The 14776-nt window shown below is 65.6% G+C and carries 13 protein-coding genes; 6 read left to right on the top strand and 7 right to left on the bottom strand.

Features of this window, described 5'->3' with window-relative positions; genetic code table 11:
• Window positions 1-107 precede the first annotated feature (107 nt).
• The 3 genes from C7C56_RS20965 to C7C56_RS20975 form a co-directional block, all read right to left on the bottom strand.
• The gene (locus C7C56_RS20965; RefSeq protein WP_106759300.1) at window positions 108-1472 is read right to left on the bottom strand and encodes a polysaccharide lyase family 8 super-sandwich domain-containing protein; all 1365 of its coding nucleotides are present in this window, start codon (window positions 1470-1472) and stop codon (window positions 108-110) included.
• A gap of 123 nt (window positions 1473-1595) precedes the next feature.
• Window positions 1596-1874, bottom strand: a complete 279-nt coding sequence (locus C7C56_RS20970; RefSeq protein WP_106759301.1) for a hypothetical protein — start codon at window positions 1872-1874, stop codon at window positions 1596-1598.
• A gap of 17 nt (window positions 1875-1891) precedes the next feature.
• Window positions 1892-2350 (bottom strand): hypothetical protein, encoded by a 459-nt coding sequence (locus C7C56_RS20975; RefSeq protein ID WP_106759302.1) that lies wholly within the window; start codon window positions 2348-2350, stop codon window positions 1892-1894.
• A gap of 231 nt (window positions 2351-2581) precedes the next feature.
• Here C7C56_RS20975 and C7C56_RS20980 point away from each other — a divergent pair, with 231 nt between their 5' ends.
• Entirely contained in the window at window positions 2582-4039 is a 1458-nt protein-coding gene (locus tag C7C56_RS20980; protein WP_219933204.1) for a glycoside hydrolase family 125 protein, read from the top strand.
• Between the two features lie 444 nt (window positions 4040-4483).
• Complete coding sequence (locus C7C56_RS20985; RefSeq protein ID WP_229458901.1) at window positions 4484-5290, top strand: MipA/OmpV family protein; 807 nt, start codon at window positions 4484-4486, stop codon at window positions 5288-5290.
• A 280-nt stretch (window positions 5291-5570) separates the two neighbouring features.
• Here C7C56_RS20985 and C7C56_RS20990 read toward each other — a convergent pair whose 3' ends face one another.
• From C7C56_RS20990 to C7C56_RS21005, 4 genes are all read right to left on the bottom strand, one after another.
• On the bottom strand, window positions 5571-6671 hold the full coding sequence (locus tag C7C56_RS20990) for a ComEC/Rec2 family competence protein (RefSeq protein WP_106759304.1): 1101 nt from the start codon (window positions 6669-6671) through the stop codon (window positions 5571-5573).
• Window positions 6658-9471 (bottom strand): hypothetical protein, encoded by a 2814-nt coding sequence (locus C7C56_RS20995; RefSeq protein WP_106759305.1) that lies wholly within the window; start codon window positions 9469-9471, stop codon window positions 6658-6660. Before C7C56_RS20995 ends, C7C56_RS20990 begins: the two co-directional genes overlap by 14 nt.
• 6 nt (window positions 9472-9477) lie before the next feature.
• Entirely contained in the window at window positions 9478-10482 is a 1005-nt protein-coding gene (locus C7C56_RS21000) for a patatin-like phospholipase family protein (RefSeq protein ID WP_106759306.1), read from the bottom strand.
• A 667-nt stretch (window positions 10483-11149) separates the two neighbouring features.
• Window positions 11150-11578, bottom strand: a complete 429-nt coding sequence (locus C7C56_RS21005; protein WP_106759307.1) for a DUF3293 domain-containing protein — start codon at window positions 11576-11578, stop codon at window positions 11150-11152.
• 388 nt (window positions 11579-11966) lie between these two features.
• Here C7C56_RS21005 and C7C56_RS21010 point away from each other — a divergent pair, with 388 nt between their 5' ends.
• The 4 genes from C7C56_RS21010 to C7C56_RS21025 all read left to right on the top strand — a co-directional run.
• Entirely contained in the window at window positions 11967-12845 is an 879-nt protein-coding gene (locus C7C56_RS21010; protein ID WP_181373281.1) for a phosphate ABC transporter substrate-binding protein, read from the top strand.
• A 21-nt stretch (window positions 12846-12866) separates the two neighbouring features.
• On the top strand, window positions 12867-13049 hold the full coding sequence (locus C7C56_RS21015; protein ID WP_106759309.1) for a hypothetical protein: 183 nt from the start codon (window positions 12867-12869) through the stop codon (window positions 13047-13049).
• 110 nt (window positions 13050-13159) lie between these two features.
• Window positions 13160-13429 (top strand): hypothetical protein, encoded by a 270-nt coding sequence (locus tag C7C56_RS21020; RefSeq protein WP_106759310.1) that lies wholly within the window; start codon window positions 13160-13162, stop codon window positions 13427-13429.
• Window positions 13426-14776: ATP-binding protein (locus C7C56_RS21025; RefSeq protein ID WP_146204583.1), on the top strand; the 1351-nt coding region annotated here is incomplete at its 3' end. The genes C7C56_RS21020 and C7C56_RS21025, both read left to right, overlap by 4 nt.

The following is a 14776-nucleotide window of genomic DNA, read 5'->3' on the forward strand; positions in this document are numbered from 1 at the left end:
GAGCCAAAGAACGGTTGCTTCGCGCCACCATTCCTTAAGGGGGGCGTACGCGCCACCGCCTTCGAGACGATGTGGCTACAGTTCGCCCGTCGCGATTCTAGACACGCTTACCTGGCGAGCTTCACGCTCTGTGGTTTGCCCGCATACAAACCGGCCGGAAACACGAACCGTGTGGCGACCCCGCCCAACTTGACCGTCATCGGCCCCGCCGCGTGGGTCGGGTTGCCGACCGACAGAATCGCTCCCTTGCCGGTCCCGCGCCGCAGTTGCAACAAGCCAGCGCGGTCGACCGACAGGCGGCGGCCGTCGGCCAGGGTGATCGACCCCGCCCTCCAGAACACCGCCTGCACCAGGCCGTCGCGCGCGACAGCCTGCACCTGCTCGGTATTGGCGACGATTGTCGGCGCCGCGGCGGCCGTGAACGCGGCGATGGCGTCCCGCGCCAGTCCCGGCGCGACGATGTAGGCGTAGGTGGTGGGCACGTGGATCGCGGTGCCATGGTCGATCCACAGGCTGAACACATCGCCCGCCGCAACCACTTCGCTCAGCGGCTTGGTGCGGAACATGGAGCCGTGCACGGCGCTGTTGATCACCGACCAAGGCGCGCTTTTATGCTCGTAGCGGATGCGCAAGGGGGCGCCGGCGGGAAACAGGTAGCTGAAGCCCGCGTGGTGGACCCAGCCCGGGCCGCTCTGGGCGTGGGTGGCGCCGGGGGCCAGCGGCCCGGGCGCCGCGCTCGAACTGACCGCGCCGCCGCCCCAGCGCTGGTCGATGCTGGTGACCACCGGCAGCGCCGGATCGTCGGGCTGAATGCCCGCGCCCAGGCAGACCACCACATCGTCGTGGAAGAACCATGCCTTGCGCGCGCGCAGCCCGCCGCGGACCAGTTCCATCGCCGCCGCGCCGGCCACGCCGTCCGAGACGCCGCCGGCGAAATCGCTGCCCCCGTACGAGCCCTTGCCCCAGGTGTGGCGCGGGAACGGCACGGCCGGGTTGTACACGGCGGTCACGCCGGGCACGCGGCGCCAATCCCACAGCGGGAAGATGTCGCGGTATTCCTCGCCGCTGACCATCAGGCCCATGGCGCCGTCGCCAAGGTGGTAGCCCTGGTCGTTCTGGCCGCTGCCTGATTCGGTGCCGTAGACGCGGCGCGAGGACATGCGGGCCGAGGCGAAATAGCCCGGCCGCTGGTGCGACACGTAATCCGACGCCCAGAATACCCGGTTGCCCGGCGGCGCACTGGCGGCGCTCGCCCGGCCCTGCTTGCGGGCGGCCAGCGCGCGCAACTCCGCGCGCCGGAGCGCCGGCAGAGTGGGCAGCGCGGCCAGTTTGTCGGCCGCGTCGGCGACGCCGAATTCGCCCTCCGGCTCGACCGCCTTGAAGTCGGGCCAGCTCACGGTGCGCCCGGCGGTGAGGTAGTCGAAGGAGCGGCCGCGCATCATCCATTGCTGGCCGTCGGCCACGTAGCGCACCAGGGAGTCGACCGTGGCGGGACCGAACGCGAAGGGCGTGCCCTGCAGCGCCCAGGCCAGCTTGGCCGCGTCGCGTGCGAAGCCGTTGCCATACAGGCCGCCCGAATACAGTTGCGGGCCGTGCTAGTGGAAGCTCCAGTCGGCTTTGAGCCCTTCGGCGTCGCGGATCGCGATTTCTGTCTCGATCAGCCGGGCGTGGTGGGCGATGGTGGCGGGGTTGCGCTCGAGCGTGCCGGCGGCGATCAGCAGCTCGGCCTCGTGCTGGAGGTTCTGCCCGGTGGCGGGGCCGCCGGCGTACATCAGCACGCCGTCGGCGCGCACGCAGGTGCGCAGGATGGCGATGATGGCCTGGCGCTGCCTGGCGCTGAGCTGGCCGTCCATGATGACGGCGGCGCGCGCCAAGGCCTGGGGCGATCCGATCAGATAGAATCAGGGAATCGAGGGCGGGTGCGGCCGGTAGAGCCAATAATCGAGGGCGCGCATGGCAGCGGCTTGCAACTTGCCCGCCCGGGCCGGGTCGCCGCCGGCCTGCGCGGCGGCCGCCAGCTTCCAGACACGCAGGAAATGGACGTAGCGGCCCACCCCGGCGTCGCGCGAGGGTCGGGCCAGTGGCCGTCCTTGTCCAGCGTCTCGAGCAGGGTGTCGACGGCGATCTCGCTGGCGCCGTCGCCCGATTCAACGAAACTCTCGGCCAGCCGGTGCCGCACCAGGTCGACGTCTGCCTCGCTGGCCTTGGCCGCCCGCGACGGCTGCGCCGTGGGCGCCGCCACCGCAGGCGCTGGAAGCAACGGCCATCCCAGGCAGCCGGCCAGGACCAGCGCCAGTTGCCGGTGTCCGCCGTACTTATGCACGTACTTATGCATCTTTTTAAAACTCATCGCAAGCGCTCCTGTTGGCCAACTCGCATTATTCGCCCTTAATGGAAGGACGGCTAGTGCGAAAAGTGGGTATTCGAGGTGCGATTTCTTGCTGTGCGGGGGGCGTACCCAGATTTCGCAATGGCGCTGAGTAGATTGCACTATTGTCCGGGCGGTCGCATCATGCGACGATCTGCCGATCCCGCCTGCGTCGCGTGCCGGGCACAACCAACCACCAGAACTGGACATACCTTGAACACTCGCCGCCAATTCATCCAGGGCACGGTCGCGCCGCTCGCTCTGTCCGCCCTCGGTCCGGCGCTCGCCGCGCACGCCTTCGATTCCGCGCTCAAGCCGGCGCCGACAGGCCCGGGTCTGCTCGTCTCGCAGCGCCCGCCCGTGGCGCAGCGAAAATTCGTCAGCGCCGCGGTGGAGCAGACCATCGTCGCGGCCAAGGCGCGGATAGCCGATCCCGAAACGGCGTGGCTGTTCGAAAACTGTTTTCCGAACACGCTCGACACCACCGTCACCACCCGCGTCGTGGAGGGGCGGCCCGACACCTACGTGATCACGGGCGACATCGACGCCATGTGGCTGCGCGATTCGGCCGCCCAGGTCTGGCCCTACCTGCCGCTGATGAAGCAGGACGCGGCGCTGCAGTCGATGATCGCCGGCGTCGTCAACCGGCAGGCGCGCTGCGTGCTGCTCGACCCGTACGCAAACGCCTTTTACGACAATCCCGACAAGGTGTCGTACCATAAGGACGACCTGCCCAAGATGAAGCCCGGTGTCCACGAGCGCAAATGGGAAGTCGATTCCCTATGCTACGTGATCCGGCTGGCGCATGGATACTGGAAGCAGGGCGGCGACGTCACCTGCTTCGACGCACAGTGGCTGGAGGCGATGAAGCTGATCGTGGCGACCTTTCGCAACCAGCAGCGCAAGACGGGCGACGGCGACTATAAATTCAAGCACAAGACCATGTGGCCGAGCGATACAGCGGCCGGTAGCGGGACCGGGCACCCGGTGGCGCCGGTTGGACTGATCGCATCGGTGTTTCGGCCGTCCGACGATGGCACCGTGTTCCCGTTCCTGATCCCGTCCAATTACTTTGCCGCCAATTCGCTGCGCCAACTCGGCGCCATGGTGCGCGCGCTCTACCGGGACCCGGCCTTTCCCGCCGATTGCCTGTCGCTGGCCGCCGAGGTCGAGCGTGCCTTGCAAAAGCACGCGGTCATCGAGCACAAAACCCATGGCAGGATCCTTGCTTACGAGGTCGACGGCTACGGCTCGCACTACCTGATCGACGACTCGAACGTGCCGAGCCTGATCTCGATGGCCTATCCGGGCGCGATCGGTGTGAACGATCCCTTGTACCGATCGACGCGCAAATTCCTGTTCAACGCGGCCAATCAGCCGTATTACGTGAAGGGTCGGGCGGCTGAGGGCACCTCCGGCCCGCACGCCGGGCGCGACATGATCTGGCCGATGGGGATCATCATCCGCGCCATGACCACCAACGACGACGCCGAGATCAAACGCTGCCTCAAGATGCTGGCCGCGACCCACGCCGGCACCGGCTTCATGCACGAGGCATTCCATAAGGACGACCCGGCCAAGTTCACCCGCAAATGGTTCGCCTGGGCCAACACCCTGTATGGCGAAATGATCCTGCGCCTGCTTGAGAGCAAGCCGCATCTGCTGGGCTAGGCGGTAATTTGCTGCGATAGACGCAAGACGGTTCGCTGCCCAAAACTCGTCGGATAATTAAGGCTTGCACCGACAAGGTGCGAGCCATTTTTCTATTGTTCGGGAAGTAGCCGTCGTATCGAATAATATTGGTTCACGAAGAACCTGCATGGTCCTCTATCGTCCTCTTCGTGTGGCTTTTTATGTCATGATGCGCTTTGCCATACCGTCGATGGCCAGCTTGTTCTGGTCGCTGTGCCAGCTATGCTTACGGCGCTCAGCCTCGTGCAACATTTCGCACTTCGGCTAAAAGAATAGCGCTGGCACGCCTGAGGCAGCGCAATGGCTAATCCGGCTCCGGCGGTGCAGGCTTCATCCGGGGCGCGTTGGCGCGCCGGTTGAACAACCGAGTACGTGTCCGCGCCGCCCCCAACATGCAAGCCAATCAACCTCACAGGAGCCCTCTTGAAATATTCACTTCGACATGCTTTGCCGGCGCTCACGCTTGCGTCAACAGTCCTGTTCGCCATGCCGGCGGCATGGGCGCAGCAATCGAGGGAGGCGCCGCCCCCCCGGTCCATGGGGGGCAACCAGGCCGGCGGCTCCCAGTGGGGCCTTGGCATTGGCATCTTCGCGGAGCGACAGCCTTACCGTGAACACAATAACAAGCTGCGCGCTTTGCCGCTGATTATGTACATGAATAAGTACGTCAGCGTCCTCGGGCCCGGCATCGATGTGCACCTGCCTTCCGCGGGTCCGGTCGCGCTGCGGCTGCGCGCGCGGTATTCCTCCGATGGCTACGAGGCCAAGGATTCGCCTTTCCTCGCCGGCATGGCGGAACGCAAGGATAGTGTATGGCTGGGCGGCGCGGCACTCTGGCGCGCCGGTTTTGCCAATCTCTCGGCCGAAATCCTCACCAATCCTTTCGGCAACAGCGATGGCACGAAATTCAAGCTGCAACTCGACCGTCGCTTCATGTCCGGCGCCTTCGCTTTTACGCCGCGCGTCGCGGCGCAGCGGCTCGACGACAACTATGTCGACTATTACTACGGCGTGCGGCAGACCGAGGCGCGCATCGACCGCGCCCGCTACGCGGGGCGGGCCGCGACGAATCTGGAGGTCGGCGTGCGCGTCGACTACGCCATCGCGCAAAAACAAAGCGTGTTCGTCGACCTGAGCACAACGCGGCTGGGCGGCGCAATCGAGCGCAGTCCGCTTGTCGACCGTTCGAGCGCGGGCGTGGCGCGGGCCGGCTACCTTTACCAGTTTTAAGCCAGGACCACCACGGCCGGGATGCGCCGGGTTGCGGCTGCACCGAAGCGATGGACGCTGGCGGTCGCGCGAGCGATTTACCACTCAAAAACTACGGCCCGAATGGTGCTATCACTTCCGACAACAGATCCGGATGATGATCGAGTAGTCTCATAAGGCAGTGCTTTTGTGGGCGGTTCGATGCATAGAGGCACGATCAAGCGCGGGCGGCGCGGCTCAGTTTTGATCCGGCGACCAGCAAGGCCGGGATGCGCCGCGCCTGGCCGCCGAGCCGCTTCCCTCAAAGGCGGATCACAATGCCCTCCTTGCCTTCGCGCGGATAGCGGGTCGTGAACCGCGCTCCGGCGAGCTTGGACTGTTCTTCATATGGCAGCGTGTGGTCGCTGCGATAGTTAAACCACAACACCGGCTTGCGCTTGGAACCGGCGATGATGGCCTCCATCGCCGGCTTGTCGGGGTGCTCGTGCTGGTCGCCGTTGGTGCTGATCAGGTAGTGCTTCGCATCGACCAGGTCGAAAAATCGCGCGTCCAGATTGTTCTTGCTGCCGTGGTGGGACACTTTGACCGCATCGACCTTCAACTGCCTGCCCTCCTTGGCCACCAGCTTCGCAAGGGACTCGTTGATGAGGTCGATGTGCGCATCGGCCAGGAACAGGCACGATTTGCCATTGCAGCGGGCCAGAAAGGCGATGCTGCTGCCGTTGGCGTCGGAGCCATCCTGCCCCTTCAAAAGTTCGCGCAGCGCTTCGCCGATATCTTCCGAACCGAGGGTGCTCTCCTGATCGAGTTTGAATCGGGGCAGCGCTGCCAGTTGCCGCCACGCCTCCTCCAGGTCGCCCACGGTCATCGTGAATTTTTTGAGGTTGTCTTTCCACTTCACCGCCAAGCGGTCGAGCTTTTCGCGGTCCGGCGACAACAGGGTGAGCGTCATGCCGCCGGCGAGCGTCACTTGCGGCAGGGCGGTGCCGGCTTCCACCACCACCGCCTCGCCGTGGAAGGCCTTGTTCCAGGATTGATCTACCCGCGCGTGAATCAGGGCGCTGATCATTTCGCCCTCACGCCCGCCCAGATCGTCCCTGGGGCCGATGTGGCGATAGCCGTTGAACCAGATGTCCGCCGGGCTGATCGGCCAACTGCCGCGCGGCCGCGCCATCATCCGGATCATGCCTTCGATATGGTCGGTGTCGACGTGCGAGATGACCAGCAATTCGACGCGCTTGTCGTCGTCGGGAAGGCGCGCCATGCATGCCTCGAAGGCCTCGTAGGCTTGAATCGGACCGCCGTCGATGCTGATGCGCCGGGTGCGGTCCCCGTCCGCATACTCGATCCACAAGGCGTCACCATGCTTGGCGGGCAGCATCTCGATGCTAAATTTGGTCATTCGGATCTCCGGAATAGTCGATGCGCCAATCGGCGTCGCCGTAAGCGACGACGCATAGCGGCATGATCAGGTTTTGCAACAGGGCTTGCCGTTTCACTTCACGAATTGCTTCGCCGAGCCTGAACGGCTGGTCGCGTTTCTTAAGCAGCTCGGCCGCGATCATCGATGCCACCGCGGCGGCTTGCGAACCGGCCACCGTCGCGATGGTGGCCACGACGGCTGCCGCGCCATTGCTGTTGAAGGCGGTGAGGTGCCGGCTAAAGGCGGCGCTCGCCTGCGCGACATCGCGGCCCAGCAAAATGACGAGCGGCGGTTTTCCGTCCGGCCGCGGACAAACATGGTCGGCGGTGAGGTCGATCGACCTGATCACCTTTTCGCTGATCTCGAGCGAGGCGCCAGCTTGCGTGCCAGCGGCATGCGGCATGCTGAGGATCAGGCGCGGATTGAGGCTTACGACCTTGTCGGCCCATTGCTCCCAGTTCCCGACCTCCACCGCGCTGATGCCGGGAACCGCCAGCGCGCTGCGCAATTTGCCGATGGCCGCTTCAGGCACCCGTTTGCTGCTCGAGAACACCACCGGGCCGCGCACGTCGATCGCATCCGAGTGCCGGGTCGGCTCCGATTGCAGGAAGTACTCCTTGCCGGCGGCCGAATGTTCGTACGACAGCTGATGGCGCTCGATGACCTTGCTGATGCCCCAAAATCCCATCGGGCAGACCCGGTCGCTGGTGCCGCCGCCGCACTGGCCGGGACACGCCCTAATCTTGATGCCGGCACGCCAGTGCTCGCAGAGGGCCGCGCTCTCGAGCGGCGCCGGAAAATCGTAGACGAACTCGATCGGCAAGGTCCCGCTGCGCATGCTCACGACCTGGATGTATTCCTCCTTGGCGATGGCGGCGTTATTGCCCGGGCGTTTCAAATGCTGGCCGATCAGGATCTTCCCGATATAGCTGCCATTCCTTGCCAGACCAATCAATACCGCCCGCCCTTCGGCGCCTTCGATACCGTCGACATACTCACTGGCCTGTTGCGCAACCTTGATCAGGGACGCGCTAAGCGCGCCCCAATGCTCGATCAGCGGCGCGGCATTGGCGATCCATGCGCGCTCGGCGGACAACGCGATCGTGCGCACCTCGCCCGCCAGGGTATGGTTCTCCACGATGGCCAGGTCGAAATAACGGCGGTGGGCGATCTCGCCGAGGTTGTGCCGCACAGGTATCGTCTTCTGCAATTGCGTCGCCTCGGCCATCGCCGCCAACTCGCCTGCCGCCCGGCCGACACCCGCGCTCAGCAAGGCCGTTTGCACGACCCTGCCATGGTGCAGCACGGTGATCCTGGCCTCGAACTGCCCCGTTTTGAGGGGCGTGAAACGCAAGGTGCAAGGCGCGATGGCGCCATCGCGGGGCAGCGTGAGCTTGCCGCTCACCGGCTCCGCCATCTGCGTTGGCTCCATGAGCCACACTGTCAGCGATGCCGTATCGTTCTCGGCGAACAGACCGGTGTCGATGAAACGCGCCTGCAGTGCCTGCCACTCGGCATGCGCCGGGCCAATCCGCACGTCAACCTCGGCGGCCATGCCGGCGACGAAGCCATGTGTCGCCTGCACGCGTTTGCGGCCGTCGGGCAGCACGAAGTACTGCTGCTGCAGGTATCTGTCGGCACGCTGCGCGCTGGCGGCCGGCGCCGGGCGCGCCGCCTTGATCGCGCTGGCGATATCGACAAGGATGGTCGCGCCATCGCTGGCGGTGCTGTAGTTGAGGACCTTGTTGCGCGATTGTGCGTTGCCGCCAAAGGCGCCTGGCAGCTCCAGCTTAAAAGCGGGGAGGGAGTCCATCAGCGTGCCGGCCACGTCTTGTATCCGCAAGCGCGCGAGCGCCTCGGTCAGTTGCACGAACTTTAGCGGTATATGCCTCTCCATGCCCAAAACCAGCGCAGCGTCGCACATCTGGTCCAGCGAAAACTCCAAGACGAAAGCGTTGATCGCTTGGTCGACTCGGTGGCCCGCCGCGCGCGGGTCGATCACAACCACGCCGCTGGCGCGCGTGAGCTTGAACAACCGGTCCATGGTGCTGGCCGCCGGGACGTGTTTGCTGACAAGCAGCAGCAGCTTGCCTTTGATTCGGCCGGGGCCGGCGCGCACGCGTTCGATCAGTTTTGCGGCGCTGCCCCAGAACACGAGGACGTCGCACTTGGACTGCTCGCGCCCGAGTGCGAACTGCCCGCTCAGCCTGCCGGCGGGACTGGCCGAAGCAAGGCCTTCCAGCAGGTCTGCCGGCTTGTTCGCCTCGAAATAGGCGATACGCAGGGGCCAGCCAAGGCGCAGTTGCGCGTCGCGCCCGGCGTACCCACCGCTGATGACGCAGTTCGTCATGCCAAGCCGCGCCAGCGGCGCGCGCCACGCCGCCTGCAAGCCCGGCGCGCTCTGGTTGAGCAGCTTGAACCGCAAGGTCACGTGGGACGGCGTGCGCAGCTCAATGCCGAAGCCCGCATCGCGCCACGTGGTGGGCGAAATGTCGCGCAGCCTGCGTGCCGCGACTGGAAACCGCCATGGAATGCGCCGCCCGCGTTGGGTGCAGGCTTGCACGATCTGATACAGCGCGTCCTCAAGATGCTCCGCGCCGCGCTCAAGCGGGCCCTGTGCAAGGATGATGTCGAGAAAGTCGTATTCCCCGCCCAGGTCGCGGTCCATCGCCGCCTGGCAGATTCCAAGGCTCATCCAAGCGAAACCGAAGTCCTGCTCGCTTGGCAATTGACTCCCGCACCAATCGCGCCAGTCCTCGATTTTGATCGCCAGGTCCATAGTGGGTCAGATCTCGGGGGCGTATTCGGCAAGCCGGTGCCTGAGCAGTGCGCCGCCATGCCGGGAGAGGACGTCCATTTCCTCATCCGACATTCGATTGAGTTGGGTCCTGATCGACGACGCGAATGCGGCGTCGCCGGATTGTTCCTCGCCGTGCGTGCTGTCGATCGAAAACCACAGCGGTCGCGGCCCCTTTTTTGCGTAGTGCCGGTGCAGCAGCCGGTCGAACTGCAGCGCGCGGACCTGCTCCATCATGATGTCGATTCCCGCCTTGAGCGCGGCCACGCCCGATTCGGTCGGCGTGGTGTCGATCGCGAACGGTTTACCGCCATCGCTGACAATGACGTAGTCGAGGCCATTTTCTTCGCCGAGCAAGGGGTTGACACCGAGGTTGTCGTAGACGCCGCCGTCGGTCAGCGTGACGTAGTCGACTTTTTTTGAATGCTTGTAGTCGGCGGCGTCGAGCCGCATGGGCGCGAACAGCGGCGGAAACGCCGACGATGCCGCAACCGCGCGGCAAAGCGGGAACGCGGGTTTGACGACGGCGCCGAGGATGTAGTCGCCCATCTCCGACGGCTTGCCGCCGCCCGCGACGAAAAAGAACATCTTTCCGGTCGCCAGATTGGTCGCGTTGAGGTAAATGCGCGGGCCGCCCGCCAACGATTCCAACGTGGCGCCCTTGAACAGGTGCTCGTCGTACGACGCTGCCAGCTTGTCGGTCCGGTTGTCGAACGGATCGAAGGCGCCCGCCAGCAGGGACGACGCCGTCACCGAGCGGGTCTTGAGGTATTGCTCGAGCAGGTCGAGCTTGTCGGGCGCGCGCCAGTTCAGCGCCACCGTCGCGCCGGCGATGCTGCCGCCGCTGACGCAGGTGATCAGGTCGAGCTTGTCGAGGATGCCGCGCCGGTCCAGTTCGCGCATTACCCCCAGATGAAACGCTGCGGCGCGAAATCCGCCTCCGGACATGGCCAGTCCGATCCGTTTTTCAACGCCATTCACCATGATTGCCATGTTTTATCCCGGCGGCCGAATCAACATTGGACTGGCCGCGAAAACAATTCGATGGAGGCACCGCCGGGGAAACCGGCCCGTCTGTGATGCCGCTTCCTGGCGCACTAGCTGATACGCCCGGGATTAGTCCTACCAACGGTCTCCAGATTCTGCAGTAATTTCGATGTTGCATTCTAATCAAAATTAACTTTATCGCATCTATTTCTTGTGGAGAGGCCTTTGGGTTCCTTGGAGGGTATGCATTTTTGAATAGCCTGAGCCATTAGCTATACGATAATGTATACGCGGGGGACGCGTTTAATTGGGCTCAGAGGCTGAGAGTTTTTCGGGCGTGTCCGAGCAGCCCGCCAGAAAGCGGCAGATCGAGGCGCAAAGCACAGCCATAGCGGGCTATGGCGAGCATTTGCAACGACGAACTGGCGCTTTCTGGCGTGCTGAGCGGGCATGATCGAAAGACTCTCAGCCTCTCAGCCTGTCCCGATGCAACTGGCGCGAGCGTGTTGGGGACAGGCGTCACGATCAACTGGGGAAGGCATGGGCGATCACGTTCGACCGCCTCCGCATACGCAAACCGGCCACCGCGTACCCGCAATTTTTGTACTCGGAGCAGGGCCGGGACGTCATCGCCAGGCATGGCCTGCGCCCGCGTTCGGCAGCGGCCACGCGTTCAACGCAACAAGACCAGCACCGGCGTGGCGTCCGCGCCGCACCAGACAATCGCGTTCTGCTCGAATTGCTGGCCCAATTTCTTGGCAGCCTCGAGCGCGATGCCGAGAACCAGGAAACTCGCTTCGGCCGGCCATTCGCCCTCGATGCCGTGGCCCGCGCCGGGCAGATAAGCCAGGCTGCGCGACTTGATGACGGCTTCGAGCTGCGCGTCGCGGCGCGCGTTGTCGGCCTCGGGCGCGGGAGCGCCATGCGGATTGAACGCCGTGATGAACGCCGCGCTGGCGGCATCGCAACGCGCGTACAACGCGCCCAGCGCCTCGCTCGCCACGCCGACCGACAGCGTGAACGGTGGTTCCGCGTCGACGCGGTAGCGCGCAGTTTGATAAGAAAGAATCGTGGCGGGGTCGATCAGCGATGCAGTCTCCATAAGCTCTCCTCGATTGCGGCGGTGGTTAGAGATTTATTGTTTATATTAACTTGTAAATGCAGGTTGGGGTTATTGGGCGGGTGTTGCAAACCCCAAAAACCGGCTCCTAAATCGACCGGAATGTGCGCGCCGGGCAGTGCCCAACTGTTATAGTTAGTCAACAATTGGGAGCGGGGGGGAATGACGAGAATCGCAAGGTTGACGAGTTCCTTGCCCCTGGTGCTGGGTGTAATCGTGCTATGCGCTCGGTGGTTGCACCTCGAGGCCGTGGTGCGCCTTAGCGCCAATACTGTGGCGATGGTGCCCAACAAGCGCGCTTTGCTCCATGCGCTCGCGATGCGTTTTCCGGCCGGTGCGGCACGCGCGGGGCCGGCGCCGCGAGGCAGGCATGAGGCGAGCGGCCAGTGCGCTCGCCACGCTCGCCGCCGCCCTGGCGCTGCTCGCGCTGGGCGCATGCGGCAACGAGGGCGCCGGTGGCAACGGGCGCGCGGGTGCCAATACGGCGCAACCGGGCAAGGGCGCCCAGGCGCCGCTGCGCATTTCCGGCTCGAACACGATCGAACCGCTGGTCGGGGCGCTGGCCGAGCGCTTCCAGGCGCTGTATCCGGCGATCGCGATCGAGGTCACGGCGGGCGGCTCGCGCCGCGGCATCGCTGACGTGCGCGGGGGCGTCGCCGATATCGGCATGGTCTCGCGCAACCTCAACGACGCGGAGCAGGACGTGCAGAGTTTCCCGATCGCGCGCGACGGGGTCGGCCTGATCGTCCACCGCGACAATCCGGTCAGGGAGCTCTCGGGCGCGCAGGTGAGCGCGATGTACACCGGCGGTTTCGCCAATTGGCGGCAGGTGGGCGGGGGCGACGCGCCGATCATCGTGTATTCGCGGCCGAACGGGCGCAGTTCCCTGGACCAGTTCCTTGAGTATTTCAAGCTCGACAAGGCGGCACTCAGGGCGCACAAGGAGATCGGCGACAACGCGCCGACCATCGCCGCCGTGGCGGCCGAGCGCAACGCCATCGCCTTCGTTTCGCTCGGCGAGGCCGAGATCGGCATCCGCGGCGGCGCGCCGATCAGGCTGCTCGTGTTCGACGGCGTCGCCGCGTCGGCAGGCAATGTGCGCAACGGCGATTATGCGATCCTGCGCCCGCTGATGCTCGTGACCAAGGACCTGCCGCAGGGCGACGCCAAGAAATTCATCGATTTCTGCCTGTCCGCGCAAGCGACGGACCTGGTGCGCAAATTCGGTTTCATCCCGTATATGGACTGATCCATGGCGCGAGCGGAGCGAATGGCATGGCGGACCATCAAACGCGGCGCCTTCAGCGTCAAGCAGGAGCTGGCGATCGGCTTCGCGGTCGTGATCTCTCTGCTGCTGCTGCTGCTCGTCGGCGCGCTCGCCGTGTACAGCCAGCGGCGCTCGACCGTAGCCGTCGACAAGCTGCTGTACCAGGACGCCGGCTGGCCGAACTGACGCTCGAGAGCAAGAACGCCCTGCTCAAGGCGCGCCGCTTCGAAAAGGATTTTTTCCTCAACCACCGCGAACTGGGCTTCACCGAGGCGAAGGCGCGCTACGCCACCTTCGTGCGCGCCCAACTGGCCGACGTGCGCGCGCACCTGGGCGAGATCCGGGTGCTGGAGCGGCGCGCCCATGTGGTGCGACAGACGCGCGACATCGAGATCGTGCTCGATAAATACGAACAGGGTTTCCTCGCTGTGGTCGAGCTCCAGGGACGGCGCGGCTCCCATCAGAGCGGGCTGGCCGGGCTGCTGGAGGAGAAGGCGCGGCCTTCGGCGCGGCCGTCGAACGCGCCGGCCCGCGCCGGCTGCGGATCGATCTGCTGGTCCTGGTGAACGCGAAAAACGCCTACTTCCTGCTGCCGCGCGAGCGCAGGCAGCGCGAAGTGCGCGCCGCGCTGGCGAAGCTGGCCGCGGCCGGCGCGGCCGCGCCGATCGCCGCCGCCGAGCGCGCCGCCATCGCCCGGATCGCGCAAGGCTATATCTCGGTCTTCGACGCTTACATCGGTGCGGGCGAAAAAATCGACGCCGCCAGGGACGCCTACCTTAGGGCGGTGCACACGGCCGAGCCGCTGCTCGAGAACCTGCACGTGACCGCCAACCACGACGCCGAGGCCACGCGCGCGCGGGTGCGCCACGAGGCGGTGCTGACGAGCCGCGCGATCGTGCTGGCCGGCGCGGCGGCCACCCTGATCGGTTTTTTGGTGGCGTTCTACGTCTCGCGCAACATCTCGCGTTCGGTGCGCGAGTCGATGCGCTTCGCCGAGCGGGTCGCCGCCGGCGACCTCAACAGCCGCATCAAGCCGCCAAGGCAGACCGAGTTCGCGGCGCTGGCGCAGGCCTTGAACACGATGGCCGACTCGCTGCTGGCGTCGCGCCGCGGCCAGGAGACGCGCGCCGGCAAACTCGAACGGCGGGTCGAGGCCCGCACCGACGAGCTGGCCGGCGCCAACGCCGCCCTGATGGCCGAGATCGAGACGCGCAAGCTCACCGAGGCGGCGCTGTACGCGGCCAAGGAGGCGGCCGAGGCGGCCACCAGCGCCAAGAGCGGTTTCCTGGCCAATATGAGCCACGAGATCCGCACCCCCATGAACGGCGTGATCGGTCTGACCGCCTTGCTCCTCAAAACCACCCTGAGCGCGCGGCAGCGCGACTACCTGACGATGATCAAGACCTCGGCCGACTCGCTGCTGCGCCTGCTCAACGACATCCTCGACGTCTCCAAGCTCGAGGCGCGCAAGCTGGTGCTCGACAGCGTCGAGTTCGACCTGCGCGAGGCCATCGGCGACATGCTCAAGCCGTTCGCGGCGGCGGCCAACGCCAAGGGAGTCGAATTGACCTTCCATGTCGCGCCCGCTTTGCCGCGGCTGCTGACGGGCGACCCCGGGCGCCTGGCCCAGGTCATCGTCAATTTGGTCGACAACGCGCTCAAGTTCACGCGCGAGGGCGGGGTCGCGCTGCGCGTGGCGCCGGCCGCCGCGCGGGCGCCGGACGCGGACGACGCAGCGCTGCTGCTGCGCTTCGAGGTGCGCGACACCGGCATCGGCATCACGCCCGAACAGCAGGCGCTGGTGTTCGAAGCGTTCACCCAGGCCGACAGCTCGACCACGCGCCAGTTCGGCGGCACCGGGCTCGGCCTGACCATCGTGGCGCAGCTGGTGGCGCTGATGGGGGGCCGCAGCT

Origin of the sequence: Massilia glaciei, from assembly GCF_003011895.2 — a bacterium.
Taxonomy (GTDB): domain Bacteria; phylum Pseudomonadota; class Gammaproteobacteria; order Burkholderiales; family Burkholderiaceae_D; genus Telluria_A; species Telluria_A glaciei.

Coding starts and splice junctions, on each gene's coding strand:
- C7C56_RS20990 (WP_106759304.1), bottom strand. CDS start 6,671: ATGACCAAATTTAGCATCGAGATGCTGCCCGCCAAGCATGGTGACGCC.
- C7C56_RS21000 (WP_106759306.1), bottom strand. CDS start 10,482: ATGGCAATCATGGTGAATGGCGTTGAAAAACGGATCGGACTGGCCATG.
- C7C56_RS21010 (WP_181373281.1), top strand. CDS start 11,967: ATGAGGCGAGCGGCCAGTGCGCTCGCCACGCTCGCCGCCGCCCTGGCG.
- C7C56_RS21005 (WP_106759307.1), bottom strand. CDS start 11,578: ATGGAGACTGCATCGCTGATCGACCCCGCCACGATTCTTTCTTATCAA.
- C7C56_RS20975 (WP_106759302.1), bottom strand. CDS start 2,350: ATGAGTTTTAAAAAGATGCATAAGTACGTGCATAAGTACGGCGGACAC.
- C7C56_RS20995 (WP_106759305.1), bottom strand. CDS start 9,471: ATGGACCTGGCGATCAAAATCGAGGACTGGCGCGATTGGTGCGGGAGT.
- C7C56_RS21015 (WP_106759309.1), top strand. CDS start 12,867: ATGGCATGGCGGACCATCAAACGCGGCGCCTTCAGCGTCAAGCAGGAG.